This window comes from Chitinophaga sancti, from assembly GCF_034424315.1.
Taxonomy (GTDB): Bacteria; Bacteroidota; Bacteroidia; order Chitinophagales; family Chitinophagaceae; genus Chitinophaga; species Chitinophaga sancti.
In genome coordinates this window covers 1,957,222-1,983,256 of record NZ_CP139972.1, presented here as the reverse complement: position 1 = coordinate 1,983,256, position 26,035 = coordinate 1,957,222, and the positions used below count along the sequence as shown (strand labels likewise).

Here is a 26,035-nt window from a genome sequence, read left to right as displayed (position 1 = left end):
TTGTTTTAAATTCGATTATAATTACTTTAATGTTTCAACTGTACTTCCACAGGTAAGCATCTGTGAGCCGTAATACGGGTTCTTAACCGCATTTTCTTTGCTTAACCAATTTGCTCCTCTGCCGCCATTGTACATTGGGCAATGCTGATAGTAAACGGAGGCATTCTGTTTAGACACTCTTGCCAATTCATAAACATTCGTTGATAGCGTGGCAAAGGCTTCTCTTTGTTTGGAAATATCTTTTGATTTAGAAATGCCTTCTGCATTGGCTGCTATGTTTTTCATTACTTTCATCCAAACGGTATGTTCTTCTGCGGATAGCTTGCTCATGTCCACTATGCCAACAGATTTAACCAATGCAGCAGCTTTGTCAGAAGCATTAGTAGCATCGGTCTTTATCAGGGCATCCTTTACGGAAAAGTAATTATCAAATACGGCTGTTAGCTGCGATGCACTTTGTGCCGGAGCCTTTTCGGATGAAGCCATCTTACTATGGTCATGGCTGCCGTGTCCGCTACCCATGTCCATGTCAGCCTTTTTGTTTTTCGCAACAGGCTTTAATGCCCTATCGTATTGGCAACAGCCCGGAAGTTTAGCATAGACGTCATCCGGTGCTAAGAATTTTTCACTGTCATAACCTGCCAAAGCGATGCGTTTGAGGATTTCGTCTTGACTGGTTTTATCAATGTCGTAGGTCAGTGTAGCCATTTTGGTATCCTTGTTCCATTCCACGTTGGCTACTTTTTTTATGTTTCCTGCTTTTTCGATAGTGGTTTTGCACATACCGCAGTTACCATAAATCTTTATAGTTTCTGTTTTCGCATTCTTGATTTGTGCGAAGCTGTTTACGGACGATAGTAACACAACGATTACCATCAATAATTTTGCTGTTGATTTCATATTAGAATATATTTTTTAGGAATAGGACTTATAGTCCAATCCTGTTAGAATTTTTGATTAAATAGTGCGAATATGGGATTCTCAAAAGCTGGATATAGCTTCTGAAAGTACACACTTATGGCTGTCAAGCCATAGTTTTAGCTTATTTTAGGCGGTAACCAAATGGAGAAAAAGCCCGAAGAATAGTAGACTTGTTTAAAACCGAATTTTTGTTTTTTAGTACTGGCAATTGGATATTTTGCCCTTAATTCGATTATTGTAGGCACATTTAACGAGTTAGCACAGGTCGTGCCGCACCTGCAAGAACTTCCTTTACAGCCTCCACAATCATTGTTATGGTTGCATTTTTTACAGGATTTTTCTTCGCAACTGTGGTGCTTATGTGCTGATTTTTTGGATTGTTTTTTGGAGCAAGAGGTTTTCTCTGTTTTAGTGGCAGTTTTGGAGCAAGCATAGCTTTGGCTGGGTATCAGGAAGAAACCCAAACAGAGTAAAAATAAAAAGGTAATATGTTTGCCTAAACTTTTCAATGTTACAAAGTTATAAATAAAATAACAATGCCACAAAACGCATTCAAATTCTTCATTCTTTGTGTGTATTTATATTACTTATTCAATATTACGTCTTAATTTCTCCTATATTAAGAGTCAAGAGTAAGATTAATATCCTCCATTACGTCAAATCCTACCTCCCAACGCCAAACCCTGCAACATTCACAAAGGCATTTGCTTCCCCTTATAATTTTAGGATTTAAGTAAAATTCCAAACAAAATTACAGCATGGAAACACAGCAAAAAAACCTCTTGTATTTCAGATTACGACTACAAGAAAACATTAATGCTAGCTTTCCCGAAAAAGCTAACGACCGATTTTTGATAACAGAAAAACGAAATTGTACCATATAAATGTTTCACTTAAAGACCTGGGCAAAAAATGGTTTGCCTTTTCACGAATGGATATTGAAGTTGGCAGGATGCTCCAAATCCTCAACAATCCATAAAAATCAACCTCTGAATTTTCAGAGGTTTTTTAGTTTTAATTTTCTGTAATTTTAAAGGCTCTTATCAACTGCTATATTTTTAGATTTACATTGGCTTATTAGCATCAAACTAAGCCAATAAGCCGGGGCTAAAGCTACTGCCGGAACCATAAACGGAAAATAAAATTGTATTCCTATAAAATTCGCTAGAAAGAAGAACAGAATTCCGATTGAGGAGAAAAGAACAAGGAATATCAATTGTCCTTTTCTTATTAAACCATCTTTAAAGAGAATAAAAGATAACCAAGGGATGAGTATATAAATAAGGCTTCTTCCTAAAGTCCGGCAAAATTCCTGAAAATCGTAATTTGAAAAAAATGTTGCTGGGTCTCTACCCTCATTTATCCATTCCTTTAATTCAGTGGAAAAATTATAAGATGTTACATTATCCCAAATTAAAAAAGCAAAACATAAAACAAAGGGAACTACAATAAGTTTATTTACCAAAGAAATATTCTTCCAATACTTCCTTAGTATGTTCACAAAACCGATAGCAAAAACAATACTTGACAGCAATAGCAATCCGTAACGGAAATGTTCTTCTGTTGTTCTTTCCAAAAGTTTTGGGGTCATTTCTGGTGGTCCAATCATAAATGGAGGCGCAGTAAGCAATCCCAAAAGGAAAAAGAAAAAACCGCTGTTAAAAAGCAATTTTCCAGTAGAAACCCACCAACCTAATAGAAGACTGACAATCGCAAATAATAAGCTTGCTACAAGGTAATCTCGAAAAGTGTAAGTCGTAGTCCAATACGGCGAAAAATTGGACAAAACGGTGCTGTATGGTAAGATACCTAACAACACAATTGCTATTGTTTTCAATATTTTTAATCCCATACTATTATCTGTTGTATTTTAACACAAAGTTAAAATACAACATTGGTAGTTTGGTGGTATAAAACAGACATATCGCGTATTACGTGAAACGTCTCACTGCTCAAAATCTCCGAAACGGCGTTCCGGTGCCTGCTGTTCTAATTTATAAAATTCTGTGGGGGAATGGCCAATGAACTGTTGGTAATTACGGGAAAGATGCTGATAGTCATAAAAGCCACTATCCAATGCAATGCTCAACCAATCTTTATCAGGAAAGCGGTTCTTTTGCAGGTATGCATAATCAAGTTGTATGAGTTTACGAAAATCTTTGGGAGTAATACCTGTATTATTTTTAAAAGCCCGGTCAAACTGCCGGTAGCTTAAATTTGCCTGACTAGCAAACCATTCAATTTTACGGTTGCTTACATTGGTGAGCAGATATTGAGCGATACGGTTTACTGGATGTAGCGCTGTATTGCGGAGCCTCAACTGGGCAGTCAAAAATAATTCAACTATGCCAATCATCTCTTGGTAATTCCTGCACAGGGCAAGCTGTTCATTTACGTTATGTAAATGGGTTCCGAAAAACAGTTCGGCATCTATATAAATATTAGATAGTTCATCCATTGATATTCTCAAGAACGAACTCAGAACGCCCGGTTGAAATACAATCTGAAAATTAAGAAAACGCTTACCTACTTTTCTGTGGCTCATTACCGTCTGCTGACCAAACAGTGCTACTTTATGAGAAATGCTTTTCCCGTCCGAATAATTTACTTTTTCGCAATCAAATGGTGTAAACTGAAGACAGTGTTCTATTCTTGGGCGATAGGCTTTTACCTGTATTATATCGTCTGTATCCATAGTGAAATCGAAATCAATTATCCGGTAAAACCGGACAAAAGACTGCAAAGGTGCACTAGGCTTTATATTGTTAAGCAACATACAGAGATATTAAACAAGGTTACAATGATTGTATTTTTACTGTTGAACTCCAATCACTTAGCAAAATTAGCGATTATTAATTTGTTGGTAAGCCTTATGGACATCCATTTGCAAAAATTATAACCAATCCAAAGAGCAAAACCTCTGAACTTCTATAGTCTAATTATTTCCATTACGCCAAATCCTGCCTCTCAGAGCCAAACCCTGCCACTTCTATAAAGGGGCTTATCTGCTGCTATAATTTTAGGCATCGAGCAAAATTCTAAAGAAATATTATAGTATGAATACACAGCAAAAAGACCTCTCGTATTTCAGATTACGACTGCAAGAATTATTGAACAACAGCTTTCCCGAAAAGGCGAATGACCAGAAATTCATTGAGCAACGTTCCTCGTGGGCTGCCAATGCCTACGAAGGTGCTTTCCGTTCTGGAAACAGCATTGAGCAATGCAACGAAATAGCCGATTACATTCTTTTTGAGGGCTTGCACTTCTCCAGGTTCGACATGGTTTTCCAAGTCGTATGCAATGAGTTTGATACGATTATGGCAGATGAGGAACTGCGACCATTCGCCTTTAAAATGTTCCCTGTTTGCGAGCCTGTATTTGCAGGATATGAATTAACCGATGATTTCGCCTATGGGTTTGAGTTCGATTTACTCTATACCGAACTGACCGGAACCATCGCAATATGGATAGCCGAAAATGGGCTTCAGTAAACGCCAACATCTCCAACGGAACATTGATGCCCTGCGAATTGCTTTTACACTGGAAAAGGAGAAACGACAAGCCACCGTAGGTGAAAGACTGCTAATGATGCAATACAGCGGATTTGGCGGCCTTAAATTCGTGCTGAACCCTATAGAAAAAGAAATAGACATTAACAATTGGAGAAAGACGGAACACGACCTGTTTCCACTAACGCAGGAACTCCATCAGCTACTCAAGGAAAATTCCGAAGGCGACAAGCAATACCGCAGGTACGTGGACAGTATGAAAAGCTCCGTACTGACGGCTTTTTATACACCGCCACAGGTGATAGATGCCCTTTCTGCAACCTTGCGTGAAAGTGGTCTGAACATTCAGAAATTCCTCGAACCCTCCGCAGGTATCGGCTCATTTATACAGTCCTTTTCAGAAAGTCAGAAAGCATACGTTACCGCTTATGAAAAGGATTTGCTGACAGGCAAAATCCTAAAACAGCTTTATCCTCAAAGCAATATCCGTGTAAGCGGTTTTGAGGAAATACCCGAAAGGGAACAAAACAGCTATGATGTAATTGCCAGCAACATCCCATTTGGTGATACTTCAGTATTCGACCTTTCTTATTCACGTAGCAAGGACGGTGCAAAAGTTCAGGCAGCTCGGAGCATCCATAATTACTTCTTCCTGAAAGGTACTGATACGCTCCGTGAGGGCGGTATATTGGCTTACATCACTTCGCAGGGCATACTCAATAGCCCGAAGAATGAACCGATACGCCGGGCTTTAATGCAGGATAATAACCTGGTTGCGGCCATCCGCCTGCCCAATAACCTGTTTACAGAATATGCAGGTACAGAAGTAGGCAGTGATTTGATTATCCTGCAAAAGAACACAGCAAAACAAGGTCTGACTGAAAGGGAAGATCTGTTTTGCCAAAGCAGGCAGACAAATTACAATACGCCCGGAAATGCCTTATTTCAGGACAGCACAAGAATTGTACATACTGATAGCAAACTAGATACCGACCCATACGGGCAGCCTGCGCTTATTTATAGCCATAAAGACGGTGCCAGTGGAATTGCCAAAGACCTCAGACAAATGCTGTCCGAAGATTTTGGAAAGTACCTGAATTTGGGTCTGTACAGAGGCGAACGGAACGATGAGCCTGTGCAACAAATTCCGGTTGAACCAAAGGTTACCCCTTCGGTTATCGAACCTGTAAGTATCCAAAAAGAAATACAGCCTTTATCCGTTCCGGTAATGAACGGAGATACCCCGCAGGAAAAGCAGTTAAGCATTTTTGACTTGTTTGAAAGTGCTGGCGAATCCGTAACGGTTCTTACTCCACCTAAAAGATCAACTCAAGCCAAAAGGCAAAGCACCAATAAAAGAAGGGATGCGATTGGTCGCCAAACAGACCTGCTCAGTGCAATGCAGCAACCGTCCACATCTCCCGTTACCAATCGGGAAGCCAATTTAAATAGTTCATCCAACGGCAAAAAACAGGAAGCCATCGGCGATCTGTTCTCAAGTACCAACGCGAATGGCCAGGCTGCTCAGCCAGCCGTTCCCGATACCATTCCCAAACCTGCCCCGTATGGTGGCAAACTGCAATCGTTCCACCGAAACGATTGCCTTGTTATGGATAAGGGTTGGGTGGGTCATTTGCAGGACGTTGATAATTCAGGTGGTACGGCTGTATTCCATCCATTACAATTACCAACGGCACAGAAAGCAAGAGCCGAAGCCTATATCGGCGTTCGTGATATTTACCAGCAGCTTTATACCAAAGAAGCAGAGCAACAGAGGGAACACAAGGAAGAAAGGGAAACGCTGAACCGCCTGTATGATGCCTTTGTAAAAAAGTATGGGAACCTTAACAGTGCCGATAATATCAAGCTCATCAAGACGGATAGTTCCGGCAAGGAAATCCCTTATCTGGAACGTGTGGCTGGTGGCGTGGTACGCAAAGCCGATATCTTCAGCCATCCCGTAAGTTTCTCCACCGTAACCATTGCAATAGATAATCCCGAAGAAGCGTTGGCCGCATCGCTGAACAAATACGGCAGTGTGGATCTGGGCTATATGTCCGAGATAAGCGGGATGACCGATGATGCTCTGAAGGAAGCCTTACACGGTCGTATTTATTACAATCCTTTAGACAAGGAATATGAAATATCCGAACGCTGGATTGCAGGCAATGTGGTGGAGAAAGCCCATGATGTAAGAACCTACATTGAAAACAATCCCGATGATGCCCAGGCTAAAGCAAGCCTTACCGTTTTGGAAGAATCCCGGCCAAGACGTATCGAGTTTGAAGAACTGGACTTCAACCTTGGCGAACGCTGGATACCTACTGGCATTTATGCCCGCTTCGCTTCGCACCTGTTCGATGCGGATGTATTGATACACTACTCCGAGAGCTCGGACGACTTTTCCGTAAAGTGTCACCAGGGCAATATGAATATATGGGAGAAATATGCCGTCAAAGCCGAAAGCCGGACGTTTGACGGGGTTGCCCTGCTCAAACACGCAATCGTTAATACCACGCCCGACATTACCAAAAAAGTGATGGTTGGCGACCAGGAAGTAAAGGTACGGGATATGGAAGCCGTACAGATGGCCAATACCAAGATTGACGAAATCCGCACTGCCTTTAGTGAGTGGCTTCACGCCCAAAACGACGAGTTCAAAACAAGGCTGACCGACCAATATAACGATACGTTTAACTGCTTCGCCCGCCCTAACTATGACGGAACGCATCAGGAGTTTCCGGGACTGGACCGCAAGGCATTGGGCATATCAGACCTCTATTCCAGCCAAAAGGACACTGTTTGGATGATAAAAATGAACAACGGTGCCATCTGCGACCACGAAGTAGGTGCAGGAAAAACGTTGGTAATGTGTACTGCAGCACAGGAAATGAAGCGGTTGGGGCTGGCACACAAGCCTATGATTATCGGGCTGAAGAGCAATGTACACGAAATTGCAGAAGCCTACCGCACCGCTTACCCACACGCCAAAATATTATTTCCGGGTAAAGAAGATTTTACGCCTCAAAAGCGCCAGCGCATTTTCGGCGATATAAAAAACAACGACTGGGATTGCGTGATCCTCACGCACGACCAATTCGGGATGATACCGCAGTCGCCCGAAATACAAAAGGAAATTCTCGAAATAGAATTGGACAGCGTGGAGCGCAACCTCGATGCCCTGCAATCGCAAGGCAAGGAAGTTACAAGGGGTATGCTTGCCGGAGTAATCAAACGGAAAGAAAATCTTGAAGTAAAGCTCAAAACCCTGCAACACGATATCGAGAACCGTAAGGATGATGTGGTGGACTTTAAGATGATGGGCATAGACCATCTGTTCGTGGATGAAAGTCATCAATTCAAAAACTTGATGTTCAACACAAGGCACACACGGGTTGCCGGGTTGGGCAACGTGGACGGCAGCCAAAAGGCAATGAATCTGCTGTTTGCCATCCGCACCATACAGGAGCGCACGGGTGCCGATATGGGCGCAACCTTTCTATCGGGCACAACAATCAGCAACTCCTTAACGGAGCTATACCTGCTGTTCAAATACCTGCGACCACGGGCAATGGAAAAACAGAGCATCAATTCATTTGATGCCTGGGCAGCTATCTACGCAAGGAAAACCACCGATTACGAATTTTCGGTGGCTAACAATATCGTTGCAAAAGAGCGTTTCCGCTTCTTTATCAAAGTACCGGAACTGGCCCAGTTCTATTCTGAAATCACAGATTACAGGACAGCAAAAGATATAGGGATTGACCGTCCGGTTAAAAATGAGGTACTATACAATTTACAGCCTACGCCCGCCCAGGAAGTATTTATTAAAAAGTTGATGGAGTTTGCTAAAACAGGAAATGCAGAACTGTTGGGCAGACCTCCCTTATCGCAAAGCGAAGAAAAGGCAAAGATGCTCATTGCTACCGACTATGCCCGAAAAATGTCACTTGATATGCGTATGGTAAGCGGCAGGTACGAAGATCATCCCGACAACAAGGCTTCGCATTGTGCGGTGAACATTGCCAAGTATTACAACCAATACAATGCACAGAAAGGAACGCAGTTCGTTTTCTCTGATCTTGGAACCTACAAGCCGGGCGAATGGAATGTGTACTCCGAAATCAAACGCAAGCTCGTGGAAGACCACGGCATCCCTGCCCACGAAGTCCGCTTTATACAGGAAGCAAAAAAAGATAAGCAGCGTAAAGAACTAATCAAAGGGATGAACGAGGGTAAAATCCGTGTGCTATTCGGTTCTACAAGTATGCTCGGCACGGGCGTAAACGCACAGAAAAGAGCCGTTGCCGTCCATCATTTAGATACGCCGTGGCGACCGAGTGACCTTGCTCAAAGGGATGGCCGGGCTATCCGCAAGGGTAATGAGATAGTCAAGTTCTTTGCCGACAATAAAGTAGATGTGATCATTTATGCCGTTGAAAAATCACTGGATAGTTATAAGTTCAACCTGCTGTATAATAAGCAGCTTTTCATCGACCAATTAAAAACCAACAACCTCGGCAAACGTACCATTGATGAGGGCAGTATGGACGAAAAATCGGGAATGAACTTTTCGGAATACGTGGCTATCCTGTCGGGAAATACCGACCTGTTGGATAAAGCCAAACTGGAGAAACAGATTGCCGGACTGGAAAGCGAAAAACAGGCATTCAACCGTTCTAAATTCAGTGCCAAATACAAGCTGCAAGACTGTACGGAAATGCTTGAAAGTGCGCAATTCCGTTTGAACCGGATGATCCTCGATTGGGATAACTTACAAGGGCGCATACAAAAACATTCTGACGGAACCATTGCTAACCCTGTGCAATTGGAGGGCTTACTGCCAAATGCGGATGTCAAACAAATTGGTATTAAGCTCAACCAGCTTGCGGACAAAGCCCGCACCGGAGGTCAGTATGAAGAAATCGGAAGCCTGTATGGATTTACCTTATTGGTCAAAACCGAAGTGTCGGAAAAAGAGGGCGTGGATATTCGGGTAAACCGTTTTTTGGTACAGGGAGAAGGAAACATCAAATACACCTACAACAACGGTATCATCGCTAAAGATGAGAAGCTGGCGGCTATGAATTTTCTTAACGCATTGGAGAAATTGCCCGGTTATATTGAACAGGAACAAAAGAAGATTGCTGAAATTCAAAAGGACCTGCCTATTCTTAAGGAAGTGGTTAATGGAACCTGGACTAAAGAAAGTCGGCTGGGCGAACTCAAAACGGAACTGGCTGCTGTGGAGCGAAAGATACAGTTATCTATTGCTCCTTCAGAAAATGAAAAAGGAGAAGAGAAAAAAGAACCTGAAAAATTGAATGTCAATCCTACTGTGGCAAAGACAAGGAATAATTAAAAAAAGTTAAACTGGAGTTGCGTAGAGGCTTAAGAGTTCAACAAATACAAAACAGCTCCTATTTCCGAAATGAGGAAAGATAAAAAGCAAAAGAGGACTGTATTTATTCATTGATTATATTGTTTCGCGTCCTGTTCGTCCATCTTTTTAATAAGGGTATCTCGTAACTTGTCAAGGAACTTAGTCCTGTTGATTTTTCTGTTTCTTATTTCAAGATAGGTGTGATAAAAATTCCCTAAATCAACACCAAATAACTGCTCAAAATACTCTGCAATTAATCGTATATCGGTGCTACCGTTATCAAATACACCTTGATAATGAAGAGCGTAAATTAATTCAATCATACCCGCTTTACTGCCTGTCCAGTTGAGAAATATATTTGGTGGGCCTAAATCCTTTAGCGCTTTTTTCTTCGTGATGAAAATCTTGTTTTTGAGATAGAGCTGTATCAGATCGTTTGCCATAATTTTGGCGACTTTATAATCATGCGATGTAGAAAAGGAATGATCCGATTCGAAATAATAGGTATCAAGACATAGTTTTATATCATGTTTGCCACGCAAGAAAAGTTTATCATCAAGAAAGTCGTTGTTATTACGATGGTATTTATAGAAATCAAAATTATTATCAAAGAATTTTTTAAGTTTCTTAAGTTCTTTTTTCAGGTATTTATTAGTGCGCTTTGTTCCATAGGGCTTTCCTGTCTCAATCTTATAAATAGCATTGTAATAAATGAGTTTGGAAACAATTACCGGTTTTTGATATTTGAAAAAATAAATTTCTTCCTCATCATTTTTAAAGCCTCTCTTCAAAACAAAAACTTTTAGGTCAGCAAGTGTTAGTAAAATCAGCTCAATGACTTGCTCTGATAGAAGGATAGGGTTTTCTAATTCTGCAATAAGCTCATTGATTTGGTAATTTAGGGAGTTAATCTTTTCACTGTAGTATTTATTCATTCATTGCTGTTTTTTATTTTTCTATTAAAATGGAAGTTTAGGAAATAGATTATCCACCGGCCAAAACAGGAGCTGATGGATGTTACAAAGTAGTTCCCAAGCTCATATTTGACTAATGAAGTAGCTTGCTATTTTGCTTTTCTGATGTGAACACCCTTTTCTAATGACCGACTAAATAGGAATTTAACGTAGTAAACCACCAATTTTTCTTATGAATATCTTAGAATGACAGATGCGATTGCAGGATATTACAAATGCATCAAAAGTCTTTGACTGCTATAATAGCATTGAGCGAAAATGGATAAAGGATGATTTTATAAGGCATGAAATTAACGCCTTACGGGAGCTGACAAATAAAACACTAACGAATTACAGATTTTTCGTTATGAGATTTTTGCCAAATCTTCCTGTTGTTTTTTTGTCAAACCTGCAACAACCAGATTATAGGAATTCTGCACCAAAAGTTCTATTTTACTTTTTGGAACATCCTTTTTAAAATGGACACTTATCCAATGCTCTTTATTCATATGGTAGCCAGGAGTAACCCCTTCATATTCATCTTGAAGCTGTTTTGACACTTCAGGATCGCATTTGAGATCACAGAAATCAAAATTTTCGATATTAACAAAGCAAAACCATTTATCCATCACGCTAAAGGTCATTATATTTTTGTCATAGTCGGAATTCGCCTTATTAAAGGGCATCTTATCATGAGATCCCTTAAATGACAAACAGTATTCTCTAAATTCTTCGATATTCATTGATATATAATTTATAATTGGACAGGTTTCTTAAAACTGCGCCCGCTTCAAAACTATACAATAAGCAACTTTTCTTCAAGTAGAAAAAAGGATTAAAATGTCACTTTTGCGGACTTTTACACTATTCCCCTGCGTGAAAAATATCAATTAAATTACGGTAGATTTTTTTGTATAATCACATTGTTATCAAATACTTAAATATACGCACTGGTTTACGACATTCTAAGACCCAAATAATTTTCCATTATTTTTTGCCTAAATTTGCATATGAAAACATCTGACGCCTTATCTTCAATTGATACTAAAAATTCACCTGCAATATTGGGTACACTACATAGTGATACAGGTGTCTTCAGTATAATAGATCTAAGTGTAGGTGATAATTCTATTCTTTCATTTGAATATAGCAGGAAGACTTTTTACACCGTTACCCTTCTACAGGGGGATTATCAGCTTGAATTTGAAGACAGGAGCATTGATATTTCGGGCAACTCATTATTGTTCACCACTACCAAGGTTCCATTCGGGATAAAGAGTTCCGACATGGGATACGCAGGGATAAGTTGCGTTTTTAAAGAGGAATTTATTACCAAGGCCAACAGCGGTTATCGTTTGCTTGAATTCCCGATATATAAACCAGGCAGACAGAATATCTACTCGTTGACAGATGAGCAGACAAATGATTTTATCACGATATATAACAAAATCTTTGATGAAACACATGCCGATAGTGTATATAAGGAAAACCTTCAGCGTACTCATCTGCTCGAACTCATTTTTAACGGACAAAAGCTGGCTCCGGCAAACTCATTCGTTAAAACAAATAATACAAGTGAGGTTATAACCTGTTCTTTTATCAGACTGCTGGAATCTCAGTTTCCGGTAGAATCCCAGCAGGATACCATCAAATTAAAAACCCCAAAAGATTTTGCAGACAGCCTATCGTTGCATCCCAACTATTTGAACCGTCAGGTAAAATTATCCAAAGGAAGAACTGTCAGTAATATTATAGCATCACGACTTATCCAGGAGGCTATGATATTATTAAAATTGACTGATTGGCACATTGCCGAGATTTCCTATTCATTAGGCTTTGAAGAACCCTCACATTTCAACCTTTTCTTTAAAAAGCATACAGAGGGTTCGCCTACAGATTACAGAAAATTACATAAAGAATAGGTCAGATCTTACTGAAACTTAGCTGATAAGTTTGATTTTAGTAAGTATAGGTTCTAATTGTGCTATCATCGGTTATGCCGCCGGTGCTAACTTTGCAATATAATTTAAATAAATAGATTAAATATGACAAAGATAGCATTAGTAACAGGTGCCAATAAAGGCATTGGTTACGAAACAGCAAAACAGCTTGCAGAACAGAACATCAAAGTTTTATTAGGAGCAAGGAATGAAACCGAAGGTAAAAAGGCAGAAACAGCATTACGCGATCTATCATTAGATGTTACTTATGTAAAACTGGATATCAGCAATTCTGCCGATATTGAAAATGTGAAAAATTACATTGAAAATGAATATGGTGCATTGGACATCCTGATTAACAATGCGGCTGTATTTTTAGACAGCGCATGGTTCGGAAACAACGTAGAAACTGTTCCCTTACAAACCCTTCGTGATACTTTTGATATTAACTATTTCGGAACAGTGGAGCTTACCCAAGCATTGTTACCGTTAATCAAAAAAAGCGAGTCGGGCCGTATTGTAAACATCAGTAGTGTTTCCGGTTCTTTCGGTGTCCATTTAGATGAGACTCATTGGCTGTATCAATTAAAACCTTATGCTTACAGCGCCTCAAAAACGGCACTCAATCAGTTTACGGTTTTCCTTGCCAATGCACTTAAGGAAACAAATATCAAAGTAAACGCTGCAAATCCGGGATGGGTTCAAACATCAATTGGATCAGATCAAGCGCCGCTTACACCGGAAGAAGGTGCTAAAACAGGTGTTGCATTAGCTTTGCTTGATGAGCATGGACCAACAGGAACTTTCTCTCAATCTGGCGAGATATTGCCTTGGTAACAATCAATCAAAAAAAAGAAAAGTGTTTTAAAAATATTTACAACGGTTCTGGTTCAACCGCATTCGAAGGTACAACGCGTGACAGCTATCTAAAATATATGATTTCATATAAAATCTCATTATTACCGAATTAATTGCCACTTTTAGATTCAGAATTATTTCTAAATTCTCTTGGTGTCATACCGGTACTTTTTCGGAACATGCGAACGAAATAAGACGGGGTTTCAATATTGAGTTTCTCACTAATTTCAGCAATGGACATGCTACTGTAGTTGAGTAAATTTTTAGCCTCGCCAATTGTTTTATTAAGTATGTAAGTTTTGGCCGTTGTTCCCAAAACTTCCTTTGTTATTTTATTCAAATAGTTGGTCGTAATAAATAACTTATCCGCATAAAATGAAAGATCGCGTCTGGTCAAAAAATTAGTTTCCACTAAAGCTGTAAATGATTCTATATAACGGTTTATAGCCAGACCTTTTGTTTGTTCGACGTTATTCAAAGGTTTTAGATCGCAATCTTTTAGAAGGCTTAAGATAAGGTATAATAATGCCCTTAGCACATCTGTGTTTGAACCAGCACGTTTTAATATTTCAGACCGTAGTAATTTTAAATGTTGCAGGAGGATCTCAAATTGCTCTTCGTTCGTAGTCAATAATGGGGATGAACGGTGAACTTGTAAATAGTTGAGATTTCTTAAGAAGTACCTATCCCTGAAAAAGGAAAGCAGAAAATCTTCTTCAAACACTAAAGCATACCCCTCCAGTTTAGTATTTTCCTGCCAACGCCAAACCTGGCCTGGAAAGGAACAAACAATATCGCCACGACCAACCAACATTCTATATTCATTTATGTCTAGTTCTTCATTTCCTTCAACTATAAATGTTAAGTCGAAATATGAGAGTCGGTGAATAGGATTTTTATCGATAAATTTTTTAAAATCCTTGATTGCAACTACATCTATAGGTAAATCGAGACCATATTTTTTTCGGTAGAAATTATATTGATGTATTGCTTTCATTTAAAAAATGATTTGTATTATAATCACAAAAGTAGTGATAATATGAGAATTTGTCCTGAAAAGTGACATTTAATGCCTTTTAAATTCTCATCTATCATCTGATTAAAGGCTAATTTTGTATGAATAAAGTATTTAATATTATGAAAGACGAAAAAACAAAAGTTTGGTATTACAAAAATGACGAAGAGAAACAGATAGCGGAGCATATCATTGGACTTGAGGAAGCAGCATTGGAAAAATGGTTTAATGGAGATACTTCAGGCTATGCTGAACTATGGTCAAAACGCAGTTTTACCTATTTTGATGCTGTTGCGACTAGTCGTGCAGAAAATTTTGATGACATTATTCCTCTGTTAAAAAAGGTAGAAGGAAATTTAAAAGCGGACAGCTATGAAGTACGTGATCCAAGAGTCCAACTTGGAAAAGATATGGCAGTATTAACTTATCAGCTTTTTGCAAAAACAAACCTTATCAATATAGATTATAATTGTATTGAGGTATTTCAAAAGGAAGAAGACGGTAAGTGGTATGCAATACACTCTACATGGTCAGTTATACGTCCAATGGATGTAAATTTTAGTATTTTCAAAGAAGTAGTTTAATGTAATCCTAAGGGAGGATACATTTTTTTGAGAAATATCTGTGTTTTATATTATGTTAGTAAGGTATTAAAGTCATTCATACCGAACGGATTGACCATCTCAACGAAATCATCCAAGTTAGCATGCTTTAATGTAATCTTTATTTTTATTTCAGAGTAGTATTTTTAAAAACCTAAACAAAAATGTTATAATTTCTAATACTATGGATAACGAAAAAACAACAGTTACCCAAACTACACGTTCATGGCTGGGCATTCCCTACGCTACCGCACAGCGCTTTCGCAGTCCTATTTTGTTGCCTTTTAATCCCAATTTACCTTATGACAAAAAAGGTGTTGCACCATTACAAGCAGGCAACACCAGTTGGCTCGAAGCAGATAGTGGCTTTAGCGAAGATTGTTTAAATCTTAATGTTTGGGCCCCCGAAAACATTAACGAAAAACCCCTTCCAGTGGTCGTTTATATTTACGGTGGCGGTTGGATGAGTGGTGCGAATTCACAAACTGTGTCTAATGCCTCTGGTTTAGCAGCAACAGGTCGTGTAATTGGGGTATCCATAAATTATAGATTGGGTGCGTTTGGTGCATTGTCGCTTTCCCAATATGGAGGAGCACTTGCAGAGGCAACAAACCTTTGCCTGCAAGATATGATTACTGCACTCAAATGGGTGCAAGCAAATATTGCACACTTTGGTGGCGACCCAAACAATGTTACCATTACTGGACATAGTGCAGGTGCTTTTTCTGCACTTGCTCTACTTGCAGCACCTTCTGCTTATGGATTATTTCATCGTATTGCCGCATTTTCTGGTATGCCATCTCGTCAAGTTCCAGCTTGGAGTGCAGAAGAGTGTGCTATTGAGGTTCTCACCGCACTTGGTATTCTGGATAATCCTGAAGAATTGCTACAAATCGAGGCAAGTTTGCTTGCAGAAACAATGAATAATACAATCTATACAGACCCTGGTGTTGGGCACGGTGTGGATAATAATTGCGTTGCTACCGTTGATGATAAAAATCAACCAAATGGTGTTCTTATCGACCATCCAATGTCTGTTCTTCAATCTGGACGACATAAGGATATTGATATTATGTTTAGCAGTACAACTTACGAAACAGGATATTGGGTGCTTTACAAAACCGAAGATTTTGACCCTAAAAGTATCGACAATTTGGTGAAAGAATTTGCTTACCGCAACCGAATTCCACGAAGTCGTGCAAAAAAAATTATTGACGCATACAATGTTGACGGACGTACCCCAGTTGAGATTCGTGGCTTGTTACTTACAGATTATTCGTTTACGTTACCACAAGCACGAGGTGCATTGGCGCATGCTGCTGCAGGTGGAAAGGCTTATTTGCTATGTATTGGTCCTGTTGAAGGCGTTCCAGCTGTTCACGGAACAGAAATGTACGGAATTGTTGGGCAGCAAGCTCCTGATGCAAGCGATGAGCAAATTGTTCGTGATAATTTTGTTCGTGACGCACTTCTTGACTTTGCTACCGGTAATCACAGTCAACTTTGGGATCCTGTATCAACTGAATTGATTTCACAAGGTATTGGTAATCCTCCCTATGATCCAACTGTTCATGCGCAAGAAGTGTTGCAAATCTTTGAAGGTGTCGAACGTCCCTAGATATTTAAATTTAGTTTGTTGAAACTATAATTCCCAACAAACTATAAATAATGCTTGAGGTTTTAATAGCCTCAAGCATTATTTATAGTTTTTAACCATTGATTAGTTTGCCAAAAATATCGCTTGGTTCTCCTTTTAAATTTAGCTGATCAAAGTAATTGAACCAACCTTCACTTAACATAAGCTTTTGAACAGCCTCTTCAAGTTCAGCAGTTTCAATGGTCCAGATGACAAAGAAATTATAACCGGCTCGGTGAATGGTGTCTGCATCATTTTCCTGCATAGCAATGATAGCTACACCGTTTTCCATCATCTCCTTAGAAACTTCGTTGACGTGATCTAGATATTTTGTTCTTTGTTCTTTGTTCAAATCCATCCAAGCTTGTGTTGGAGAAAACATTTCGATAAAATACTTCATAATTTTACAATTTTCTATTTTTTGTATATCATAAAGCTGACCAGTAAATTTCTATTTTCTGATTAGCTACATACAAAGGTATTGGCAATCATGACAGAAAACGATAGACAAACGCTACCAAGAATGTCACTTTTGGTGCAAAATTTTGATCAGGGATATTGCACGCAGACGTGTTGGTCAGCAGTCACAGGTAAACGACCATTCCCAAAATATTCTTATATTTAAATAAATGAAATCAATCGTTCTATACAACTTTATCAATGAAAAGTATGGAAAACCACTGTTGGTAGATATTGTTCCCATTTCTGAGATCAATAAGTACATTGAAACAGAGCCCACCCATAGGCTTACTTTCTATGATCTTACCTTTATAATAGGTGGAAATGAAAATGTTTTTATTAATCAGACAGAACTGAAAGTTAAGGCAGGAGATGTCATTTGCTCTATTCCGGGAGAAATCTGGAGCTGGCAACAGCAGACTGCCATGCAGGGGTATGCATTGCTGTTCGAGGAAGACTTTTTGATCTCATTTTTTAATGATAAGCAGTTTTTAAATAAATTCAGTTATCTGAGATCAGATCGGACTTCACCTTTGATACACCTAAATAAAAAACTCTTTAAAAATGTCGTAACCCATCTGGAACAAATAGACAGGGAGATCCAGAAAGGTATCAGCAGCAGCGAACACATGTTACGGGCATTGGTTTATATGATCCTGGCACTGCTTGAACAAGCCGTTGTCGTGCCAATAGAGAATACAGAAATGTCTAGCAAAGAGGAACAGGCCAACAGGCATATCAAAGCCTTTGTAAAACTGGCGGATGAGCATTATTTAAGATCACATGAGGTAAAGTTCTTCGCTGACAAGCTTTTTATAACTTCAAATTACTTAAACAGGATGACTAAAAAGTATCTAGGGTCTACTGCCAAGTCATATCTCCTTAAAAAGCTGATCCAGGAAGCAAAAAACCTACTTGATTATACTACCTTGTCAGTGGCAGAGATTAGCAGCCAGTTAAAATTTGAAACACCCAGCTACTTTGTTCGTATATTCAGTAAATATGCGGGAATGACACCAAAGCAATATCGTGATAAAATATCCTTGGATTAATGACTAATGAACGGGATTATCCAAGCCACGAAAATATATTGTAGGTAGCTCATCTATAATTACGGAACTTTTTTATTGTTCTTTTTTATTGATGAGCTTTACAATTCTGGAATTGTAAAGACCTTAAACGCCGTTTGAAACTATCGTTTGCTTTTGTCATGCATCGTATTTCCAATTGCAAGGTTCAACAAAGAACGTGCATTACGCCAATTAAAATATTTATTTCTACTTATTTAATTGAATGACTGCCGGAACTCCAACGGAGAAATGTCGGTTTTCTTTTTGAACAGTTTATTGAATGACTGTGGATATTCAAAGCCCAACCGGTATGCAATCTCACTTATTGAAAGATTGCTTGTTGTCAACAGCTCTTTTGCTTTTTCAATCAGTTTTTCGTGAATGTGGTGTTGGGTTGTTTGTCCTGTGATACTTCGTAACATATCACTTAAATAATTAGGCGAGATATTTAAGTGCTCTGCTATTTGCTGTACAGTCGGTAAGCCGGCAACCAACTTTTCATCGTCATTGAAATAATCATCCAAAAGTTTTTCCAAGCGAACTAAAATCTCGTTGTTGGCAATTTTTCTTGTAATGAACTGACGGTTGTAAAAACGGTTACTGTACTGCAAAATCAATTCTATGTGAGCAATGATGACGTCTTGACTAAATTGGTCAATATTTGATTGATATTCATTTTCAATATTTTTGAAAATATTTTCCAAAATTTCTTCTTCCTTTTCAGATAAATGCAGGGCTTCGTTGACTTCATAGGAAAAAAAACCATAGTTTTTGATGGTTTTCGCCAAAGGGTAACCGGCTAAAAAATCGGGATGAAACAATAGACAAATTCCATCCGAAATAACGGTATCTTCTGAATGCGAAAGCCTCTGATTGGGTGATATAAAGTAAGCATTCGATCTGGGGCATCTTCTTAATCTGTTTTATGGAGTAAGTATTCGGTTCTCGGCGTTGCCAAATAGCAATTAAATATTGCGATCATTGCATCAAAATTTAAACGATGCGAAAGAAGCAAATTCAGAGATCTCTCCCTGGTTCTCCCTTAAAAGTGGACATGGCATTCCATGTTCGTCAGCAGCCTGATTCCGGCATGATTATTAGCGAATACTGCAGGGCTCATCAAATAAGTGAAGGCAGTTTTTATTACTGGTTAAAGAAAACAAACAATACTTCACCGGTTCCATCCTCACCACCAGCAATACTTCCCGTAAAAATTGTAGCATCATCAAATGAGCCTGTTAATTCAAACTTATTTGCTGAAGTGCGCGGTATTGCAATTTATCAACCTGTGCCGGCAGAATATTTACTCACCTTGCTAAATCATTAATCAATGTTGTCATTAGCGGGTTATAATTTTTATATCTATACATCTGCAGCGGATATGCGGATGGGAATAAATGGTTTGTCAGGCATCGTACGTAATCAAATGGCACTTGATCCATTAGCGAAGGGCATCATCTATTTGTTTTTTAACGGTCGTCTCACCCAGGTAAAAATGTTACAATTTGATGGAGATGGTCAGGCGCTTTATTATAAAAGATTAGCCAGGGGCACTTTTGGCAAACCGGTTTATGATCCTGGTTGCCAGGCGATGATGATTGAACGCAAAGACGTGATGCTAATCCTGGAAGGAATCGAGATTAAGTATAGAAAGCGTTACGAAAGAAAGTCAGGAAAATCACCGGATCAGCCAAACCAATAATGATGCTTTTGCGTTAATATAGCCAATACCATGACACAAAGCAGTGCGCCCCGAATTACTCACTTCCATAACAGATGCATTAAAACAAATCTCCACGCTAACGGAGACCAATGGGGAGTTGTCGGAATCTCTGACCAGGGAGAGAATAACGTTTGGTAAGATTATATATGACCTGAATAACCAGCTGGAAGCAAAGAATGGAGCATGCGATAAATTAAACCGTTACCTGAATCAGGCACATGAGATCATGCTTGACAGAGAACATCAGATCATTGAATTGCAAAGCAGGATCGAAGCATTGGAAAGTGAAAATGCACTTTTAAAAGAGCAGGTTGCTCAGGGAGAAAAGAAGAGCTGGCAGTTACAAGAGTTATGTGAAATGCTACAGGGTAAAAAGAGTGAGAAATTTATACCTGAACGTGAAAAAGTAGATGCGGCCATACAACAAACGTTAGGGCCTGATTTTGATCTGACCGAACTGGAAGAGATTATAAGAGTAGCCTCCACGAAAGGCGATGTACAACAGGTGGATGACCAGATCCGGAAAGGAAACCGTAAAAAGAAAAAACATCTCGCTCATAAAGGTAGAAGAGTACAACCATCTTGTATAGAAGTAGTAACAGAAATAATTGACATTGAAGGAGACAAGACTGGCCTGATCCCCATGGGCAAAAAAGTGACAACCTATTACGAATACAAGCCGGGTAAAATTATTAAAGTACAACAGGAACGACTTCAATATCGTACCGAAGATAAAAAGTTTATCTGCCAACCAGTAGCCCCTCGTCTGGTAGAAAAAGGAACAGTAGGAAACAGCTTGCTGGCACACTTACACAGCCGCCGGTTTGGATATGGGGATCCATATACACGTCAGTTACAGTATATAAAAAGCACTACTGGCATCAGCTTCGCAGCATCAACTGTAAATGGTTGGGAAGAGATGGCCTTTAAGAAACTGCTAAGGCTGTTGAGATGTATGAAAAAAGTAATTGTGCAGGCCCGGTATCTGAAGGTCGATGAGACAAGATTAGATTACCTCAATGATATTGGGGAAGGCAAACCATCCAGAGGTTGGCTATGGGTATTTTTATCTGAAGAACAGAAATTAGTATTGTTTGAATTTAACCCATCCCGCGGACATAAGGTTCCACAGCAGATACTGAAAGATTTTAAGGGCACGCTTCAGGCGGATGGCCTGGGTAGCTATGTAGCTGCTTTTAAAGATAATGAGGAGGTGGACCTAATGACATGCCTGTCCCATATCCGCCGCGGTTTTAAGAAAGCAGAGAAATATGATAAAAAGCTAGCGGCAGAAGCATTGACATTGTTCAACATCATTTACAGAATAGAAGCCTTTGCCGAAAGAAAAAAGATGACCGATGACCAGCGACTGGCATTGCGTCAGAAATATAGCGTTCCTTTTCTCGATAAAATACGTACCTGGTTGCTGGAACAACAGCAGATAGATCATCTGCCAGGTACACCAATAATTAAAGCAGTTAATTATGCCTTGGGCCAATGGCACAAACTAAAAGCATTTACAACCCTTGGATACGTCGATGCCGACAACAATGGCGTGGAAAGGGCCATCAGACCTGTCACTACCTTCCGCAATAATAGCCTGTTTGCAGGCAATGAACATGGAGCAGAGAGAGTGGCACTATTTTACTCCCTGATCGAGTCTTGTAAACTTAACAACATCGATCCTTATATTTATCTTAAAGATATCTATGACCGCCTTCATGATTGCCCAGCTCATGAACTTATTAAACTGTTGCCTCCATATTGGGAGAAGAAAAATACATGATTACATCAATTAGCAGATTAGCCCCGAATTACAAAGAACTTCATTTATAGCCAATACCATGATTACAGCAGCAAAGATAAGGGCTGTAAAACATTATTCTGGAATGCCGAGGTCCGAATACTTACTTTATGGATGCTACATTTGCATTCATAATTCGTACATCATTAAGTTCTTTGATTATTCGGGATCAAATTAAACAGCAGTCATTCGTGCTTTAGCTGGTTTCCAGTTTGAAGGTAATAGCTGTATTAGTTCACTAGCGGTGCAATCGTGGAGTCGATCATACACATCAGCCAAGTATTCGAATGGATCAATACCATTCAGCTTGCAACTTTCGACGAGGGAATAAAACAAAGCAGCCCTTTCCCCACCATGTTCATTACTGGCAAAGAGTGAGTTTTTCCTGAACAAAGTGATGGGACGTATAGCGTTCTCAGTTGAGTTATTGTCGACATCTATTTTTCCGTTAGTAAAAAGTATATTCAGCTTATCCCACTGATTATTTGCATAGTTGACAGCTTTAGCCAGCAGGCTATCAGGTACATGTTTATCTGTTTGTTCATCCAGCCAGCCACGCATCTTATCAAAAAATGGCTTACTATATTTCTGTCGTAGTGCAAGCCTTTGGTCTGGGGTAAATTGTTTACGTTTAGCGTACGCTTCTATGCGGTATATGATATTAAAGTATACCAGTACCTGGTCTGCCAGCACTTTATTTTGCTGCTGAGATTTTTTGAATCCTCTGCGGATGTGCGCAAGGCAGCTCATTAAAGTGACTTTGTTGTTATCTTTAAAGGCAGCAGTGTAGGAGGATAGGGCATCTGTTTGTAATGTACCCGCAAAGTCTTTCAGAATTTCTTTTGGTACATCATGAGCTCTACCAGGATGAAATTCAAAGAGAACAAGTTTGTGTTCAGGCGCATGAAAAACCCACATCCACCCATTGGTAGCTTTGCCCTGGCCTTCATCGTGAAGATATTTTAACGTAGTCTCATCGGCCTTGATATAACTGGCCGTCTGTAGTGTTTTTTTCAGCAGCTTCAGTAGACGTTTCAACTTCTTATAGCAAACTTCCTCCCAGTGATTGATAGTGGATGCTGCAAAACTGACACCTGTGAGACGCTCAAAACGCTGTTGCTGGCGGTAGTATGGCATGTAATAGACGAAGCGTTCACTGTGCAGATGAGCAAGTAACCGGTTGCTTACAATACCTCGTTCTATCATCCTGGGCTGAACAGGCGTGCAGTGGATCTTACCGTCTTCTGATTTATATTGAAGGTGATGTTCTTCTTTTCTGATAATTTTTCCGGGAATAATCTCATAGTAAACAGATACCTTTTTCCCCATGGGTTTCATTCCTGTTTTATCTCCATCAAGATCGTAGACAATGGTCTCTGTCTCAAGATGAGTTGGGATAGGTCTTCTTCCTTTATGTGCCTTGTGATGCTTTTTCTTCCTGCTGGATCTGGAACTAGTGCATTTTTGTGTATCAGTAACTGAAGATGCTATAGCCTGTTCAATAATAGCTTCTACTTCGGCTTTATCAAATTCTTCTCCCAGGGTTTGCTGAATAGCATCCTGCGTAGCTGTTTGATCAGGAATAAACTTTTCGCTGCGCTGCCCAAATAACATTTCCTGCAGCTCTTTTAACTGCCAGTCTTTACGCAGTACTTCATCCGTCTTACTGGCAAGTGATGCCTGCAGTTCTACAATAGTTTGTTCCAGAGATGCAATCATTCTGTCCTTATCAATTCCCCGTTCCTGCTCATTGGACAACCAACGTTTCAGCTGATCTTTGTCTTCCTTCAGCGTAGTATTCTCTGTTGTGAGTTCCTGAATAATGCGACTGAATATGTGTCTTTCCTGAGTTAGTGAATTTGACAGATCTGCTTTCTGCAACTGCAGCGCATTCACCTGTTCCAGTGCTTCAGATAAGTTATATGTGATCTCAGGTTTCACTGAGCGCAAAGATACTATCGCGGGCCTTCAAACACAAGAATTTATGAATTATTCTGATAAAAATCCTTATCAAATTTTACAATGTAATCCGGACCTCTCATATCGTTTACGGAATCGTACTTCTACTCCTTCCAATATCAGTAAGAGATCTTTCTTATCTAATACCATCATCCTGGTCTCGCTATTGTAAACCGGTGTGCCAAAAGTACCTCTTGACAATCTTTTATAAAAGATACCCAGGCCATCTATATCCCAGCCCAGAATCTTGACCTGTGTACGACGTTGATTGAAAAATGCATAGAGCGTTCCATACTGAAACGGATCTTCTTTCATTTCATTTACAACCAGACCTGACAGACCATTAAAGCTTAAACGCATGTCGGTAGCTCCGTTCCATAATACGAGACGATAACCAGTTAGTGATAACATATTACAAAAGGGCTTTTAAATATGAAGGTTCTACACGCTGATAAAAAATGATACCGCGATATTCTGCAAAGACACTTCCTGGTAAAGAATCTTGTTGAACAGGAGACAAGTCTACGTCAATGAATCCTACAGGTTCATTTGCTTCTAATAGTTGAATGCCAAATCGTTTTTTCCAGTTATAAAAAGTAGCAGGTGATATTTGAAAGGCAGTGGTAAATTCCTTCACACTAATATTACCTGCCCGGGTAAATTGTTCAAGTGCTGATATGATCTCTTGCTCACTGAAATGATGGCGACCTGCCATGGGAGATTTTTTTCTTTTCATGTTTGCTATTCTTTCGAACGCAAAGGTAAATGCTAATCATTGTCCTTAGGGAATGCTCCGGATCGAATGCTTACGATATAAAGGACATTATGCCATTATCATGATCAAAATATCGCTGCCCGTACCGTATTTTTCCAACAACATTTTTTTTGATGGCAATACAATAAAAAATCAGGATAAAATCACTCGGGAAGTCATCTATAATTTTGGTATCCTTTAAGTGAAAAACACTAATCAACGGATGTTTTGGTTTAGGCAACCCCCACAGATAGTGTTCTTCCTGAATGGACTTGATAAAATGAGGATTACTTACTTTTTTCATTAGTATAAATTTAGTGAAAATAAGAAGTGAACAATACCTTATAGCACTTCTTCTTATTTGAAATAGTTTACAGCGTCGCCATATCAATAACAAAGCGATACTTTACATCACTACGTTCCATACGTTCAAAAGCTGTTTGAATATCCTTAATATCAATCAATTCAATGTCTGATGTGATGTTGTGTTGCGCACAAAAATCAAGCATTTCCTGTGTTTCCTTTACTCCACCGCACGTAGAACCAACAATACTTTTCCGTCCTCCCAATAATGAAAATGCACCTAATGAACCATTAAGATGTATTCCCGGTGGCACACCTACACAAATATGTACGCCATCAACTTTTAATAGGGAAAGGTAAAAACCAAAATCATGTTCCGCACTTACTGTATCTACGATAAAGTCAAACGAAGATTTAACTTTATTGGTTTGATTTGCATCGGTGGTCACTACAAAATGGTGGGCTCCAAGTCTTTTTGCATCTGCTTCCTTCTTTGGTGAAGTGCTTAAAATAGTTACTTCTGCACCTAAGGCAACTGCAAATTTTACGGCCATGTGCCCCAAACCACCTAAGCCAAGTACGGCTACCTTGTGTCCTTTTCCAACCTTCCAATGTTTTAGTGGCGAGTAGGTTGTAATGCCTGCACAAAGCAATGGTGCAGTGGCTGCAAGGTCAAGTTTTTCCGATATGTGAACTGTAAAAGCTTCATTGGTTACGATGGTATTTGAATAACCTCCATAAGTTTGTTTACCGTCTCCAAATTTATCAAGAGCATTGTATGTACCTACTGCGCCTTCATCGCAATATTGTTCCAATCCGTCCTCACAATGCTCACATTTTCCACAAGAATTAACCATCGTCCCTACACCAGCCAAATCGCCTGTTTTGAAGTTTTTTACATGGTCTCCGACTTTTACTATTCGTCCTACAATCTCGTGACCCGGAACCATTGGGAAAACTCCCGGAAACCACTCATTGTTAATTTGTGCCAAATCTGAATGGCAAACACCACAATATAGAATTTCAATTTGTACATCGTGATTGCCCACTTCACGCCTTTCAAAGTTCCAGGGGTCTAATTTTTCGTTTGGATTTTGGGCTGCATATCCTTTTGCCTGTATCATATTCTTTTAATTTTATGAT

24 protein-coding genes are annotated in these 26,035 nt (G+C 39.4%); 10 read left to right on the top strand and 14 right to left on the bottom strand.

All coding sequences use genetic code 11. The annotated features are described in order from the left end of the window. Positions 1-21: 21 nt before the first annotated feature. The 4 genes from U0033_RS07635 to U0033_RS07620 all read right to left on the bottom strand — a co-directional run bounded on the left by U0033_RS07635 (position 22) and on the right by U0033_RS07620 (position 3,616). On the bottom strand, positions 22-900 hold the full coding sequence (locus tag U0033_RS07635) for a DUF3347 domain-containing protein (protein WP_072362404.1): 879 nt from the start codon (positions 898-900) through the stop codon (positions 22-24). A 268-nt stretch (positions 901-1,168) separates the two neighbouring features. Further along, a complete protein-coding gene (locus U0033_RS07630) occupies positions 1,169-1,354 on the bottom strand; it encodes a hypothetical protein (protein WP_072362405.1) in 186 nt (61 codons plus the stop codon). Between the two features lie 597 nt (positions 1,355-1,951). After that, positions 1,952-2,773 (bottom strand): hypothetical protein, encoded by an 822-nt coding sequence (locus U0033_RS07625; protein ID WP_072362406.1) that lies wholly within the window; start codon positions 2,771-2,773, stop codon positions 1,952-1,954. A 93-nt stretch (positions 2,774-2,866) separates the two neighbouring features. After that, positions 2,867-3,616: a helix-turn-helix domain-containing protein gene (locus tag U0033_RS07620; protein WP_177318620.1), complete on the bottom strand. Its 750-nt coding sequence runs from the start codon at positions 3,614-3,616 to the stop codon at positions 2,867-2,869. A 361-nt stretch (positions 3,617-3,977) separates the two neighbouring features. On the opposite strand from U0033_RS07620, the gene U0033_RS07615 reads away from it, so the two are divergent. Together U0033_RS07615 and U0033_RS07610 are read left to right on the top strand one after the other, a co-directional pair. Then, complete coding sequence (locus tag U0033_RS07615; protein ID WP_072362408.1) at positions 3,978-4,415, top strand: DUF1896 domain-containing protein; 438 nt, start codon at positions 3,978-3,980, stop codon at positions 4,413-4,415. After that, a complete protein-coding gene (locus U0033_RS07610; RefSeq protein WP_072362409.1) occupies positions 4,402-9,795 on the top strand; it encodes an N-6 DNA methylase in 5,394 nt (1,797 codons plus the stop codon). The genes U0033_RS07615 and U0033_RS07610 overlap by 14 nt, the downstream gene beginning before the upstream one ends. Before the next feature lie 107 nt (positions 9,796-9,902). Here U0033_RS07610 and U0033_RS07605 read toward each other — a convergent pair whose 3' ends face one another. Together U0033_RS07605 and U0033_RS07600 are read right to left on the bottom strand one after the other, a co-directional pair. Beyond that, on the bottom strand, positions 9,903-10,751 hold the full coding sequence (locus U0033_RS07605; RefSeq protein WP_072362410.1) for an RteC domain-containing protein: 849 nt from the start codon (positions 10,749-10,751) through the stop codon (positions 9,903-9,905). A 383-nt stretch (positions 10,752-11,134) separates the two neighbouring features. Continuing rightward, the gene (locus U0033_RS07600) at positions 11,135-11,512 is read right to left on the bottom strand and encodes an MmcQ/YjbR family DNA-binding protein (protein WP_072362411.1); all 378 of its coding nucleotides are present in this window, start codon (positions 11,510-11,512) and stop codon (positions 11,135-11,137) included. Between the two features lie 267 nt (positions 11,513-11,779). On the opposite strand from U0033_RS07600, the gene U0033_RS07595 reads away from it, so the two are divergent. Both U0033_RS07595 and U0033_RS07590 read left to right on the top strand, forming a co-directional pair. Next, positions 11,780-12,691 (top strand): helix-turn-helix domain-containing protein, encoded by a 912-nt coding sequence (locus U0033_RS07595; protein WP_083571574.1) that lies wholly within the window; start codon positions 11,780-11,782, stop codon positions 12,689-12,691. Between the two features lie 123 nt (positions 12,692-12,814). Next, positions 12,815-13,546, top strand: a complete 732-nt coding sequence (locus tag U0033_RS07590; protein WP_072362412.1) for an SDR family oxidoreductase — start codon at positions 12,815-12,817, stop codon at positions 13,544-13,546. 130 nt (positions 13,547-13,676) lie between these two features. Here the strand turns inward: U0033_RS07590 and U0033_RS07585 are convergent, their stop codons facing one another. After that, the gene (locus U0033_RS07585) at positions 13,677-14,564 is read right to left on the bottom strand and encodes a helix-turn-helix domain-containing protein (RefSeq protein WP_072362413.1); all 888 of its coding nucleotides are present in this window, start codon (positions 14,562-14,564) and stop codon (positions 13,677-13,679) included. Positions 14,565-14,683: 119 nt separating this feature from the next. On the opposite strand from U0033_RS07585, the gene U0033_RS07580 reads away from it, so the two are divergent. Both U0033_RS07580 and U0033_RS07575 read left to right on the top strand, forming a co-directional pair. Further along, a complete protein-coding gene (locus U0033_RS07580) occupies positions 14,684-15,166 on the top strand; it encodes a DUF4440 domain-containing protein (RefSeq protein ID WP_218164040.1) in 483 nt (160 codons plus the stop codon). Between the two features lie 202 nt (positions 15,167-15,368). Beyond that, the gene (locus U0033_RS07575; RefSeq protein ID WP_072362414.1) at positions 15,369-16,802 is read left to right on the top strand and encodes a carboxylesterase family protein; all 1,434 of its coding nucleotides are present in this window, start codon (positions 15,369-15,371) and stop codon (positions 16,800-16,802) included. A gap of 91 nt (positions 16,803-16,893) precedes the next feature. Here U0033_RS07575 and U0033_RS07570 read toward each other — a convergent pair whose 3' ends face one another. Beyond that, the gene (locus U0033_RS07570; RefSeq protein WP_072362415.1) at positions 16,894-17,220 is read right to left on the bottom strand and encodes a DUF6616 family protein; all 327 of its coding nucleotides are present in this window, start codon (positions 17,218-17,220) and stop codon (positions 16,894-16,896) included. 229 nt (positions 17,221-17,449) lie between these two features. On the opposite strand from U0033_RS07570, the gene U0033_RS07565 reads away from it, so the two are divergent. Further along, positions 17,450-18,331: a helix-turn-helix domain-containing protein gene (locus U0033_RS07565; RefSeq protein ID WP_072362416.1), complete on the top strand. Its 882-nt coding sequence runs from the start codon at positions 17,450-17,452 to the stop codon at positions 18,329-18,331. 233 nt (positions 18,332-18,564) lie between these two features. Here the strand turns inward: U0033_RS07565 and U0033_RS07560 are convergent, their stop codons facing one another. Next, entirely contained in the window at positions 18,565-19,137 is a 573-nt protein-coding gene (locus U0033_RS07560) for a helix-turn-helix domain-containing protein (RefSeq protein WP_245801784.1), read from the bottom strand. Positions 19,138-19,349: 212 nt separating this feature from the next. On the opposite strand from U0033_RS07560, the gene tnpA reads away from it, so the two are divergent. From tnpA to tnpC (U0033_RS07545), 3 genes are read left to right on the top strand one after another with little or no spacing between them, the layout of a single operon-like run. After that, positions 19,350-19,676, top strand: a complete 327-nt coding sequence (gene tnpA / locus U0033_RS07555; protein WP_072362417.1) for an IS66 family insertion sequence element accessory protein TnpA — start codon at positions 19,350-19,352, stop codon at positions 19,674-19,676. Positions 19,677-19,679: 3 nt separating this feature from the next. Next, positions 19,680-20,051 carry an IS66 family insertion sequence element accessory protein TnpB gene (gene tnpB, locus U0033_RS07550; protein ID WP_072362418.1) on the top strand — a complete coding sequence of 124 codons (372 nt, stop codon included), beginning with the start codon at positions 19,680-19,682 and terminating at the stop codon, positions 20,049-20,051. 43 nt (positions 20,052-20,094) lie between these two features. Continuing rightward, positions 20,095-21,858 carry an IS66 family transposase gene (tnpC, locus tag U0033_RS07545; RefSeq protein WP_072362419.1) on the top strand — a complete coding sequence of 588 codons (1,764 nt, stop codon included), beginning with the start codon at positions 20,095-20,097 and terminating at the stop codon, positions 21,856-21,858. Between the two features lie 192 nt (positions 21,859-22,050). On the opposite strand, the gene tnpC (U0033_RS07540) is transcribed toward tnpC (U0033_RS07545), so the two are convergent. From tnpC (U0033_RS07540) to U0033_RS07520, 5 genes are all read right to left on the bottom strand, one after another. Further along, positions 22,051-23,817: an IS66 family transposase gene (gene tnpC / locus U0033_RS07540; RefSeq protein ID WP_072362420.1), complete on the bottom strand. Its 1,767-nt coding sequence runs from the start codon at positions 23,815-23,817 to the stop codon at positions 22,051-22,053. A 69-nt stretch (positions 23,818-23,886) separates the two neighbouring features. Further along, entirely contained in the window at positions 23,887-24,246 is a 360-nt protein-coding gene (gene tnpB / locus U0033_RS07535; RefSeq protein WP_072362421.1) for an IS66 family insertion sequence element accessory protein TnpB, read from the bottom strand. Between the two features lies 1 nt (position 24,247). Further along, positions 24,248-24,571, bottom strand: a complete 324-nt coding sequence (locus U0033_RS07530; RefSeq protein ID WP_072362422.1) for a transposase — start codon at positions 24,569-24,571, stop codon at positions 24,248-24,250. 70 nt (positions 24,572-24,641) lie between these two features. Further along, entirely contained in the window at positions 24,642-24,893 is a 252-nt protein-coding gene (locus tag U0033_RS07525) for a hypothetical protein (protein WP_072362423.1), read from the bottom strand. Between the two features lie 67 nt (positions 24,894-24,960). Further along, the gene (locus U0033_RS07520) at positions 24,961-26,016 is read right to left on the bottom strand and encodes an NAD(P)-dependent alcohol dehydrogenase (RefSeq protein WP_072362424.1); all 1,056 of its coding nucleotides are present in this window, start codon (positions 26,014-26,016) and stop codon (positions 24,961-24,963) included. Positions 26,017-26,035 lie beyond the last annotated feature (19 nt).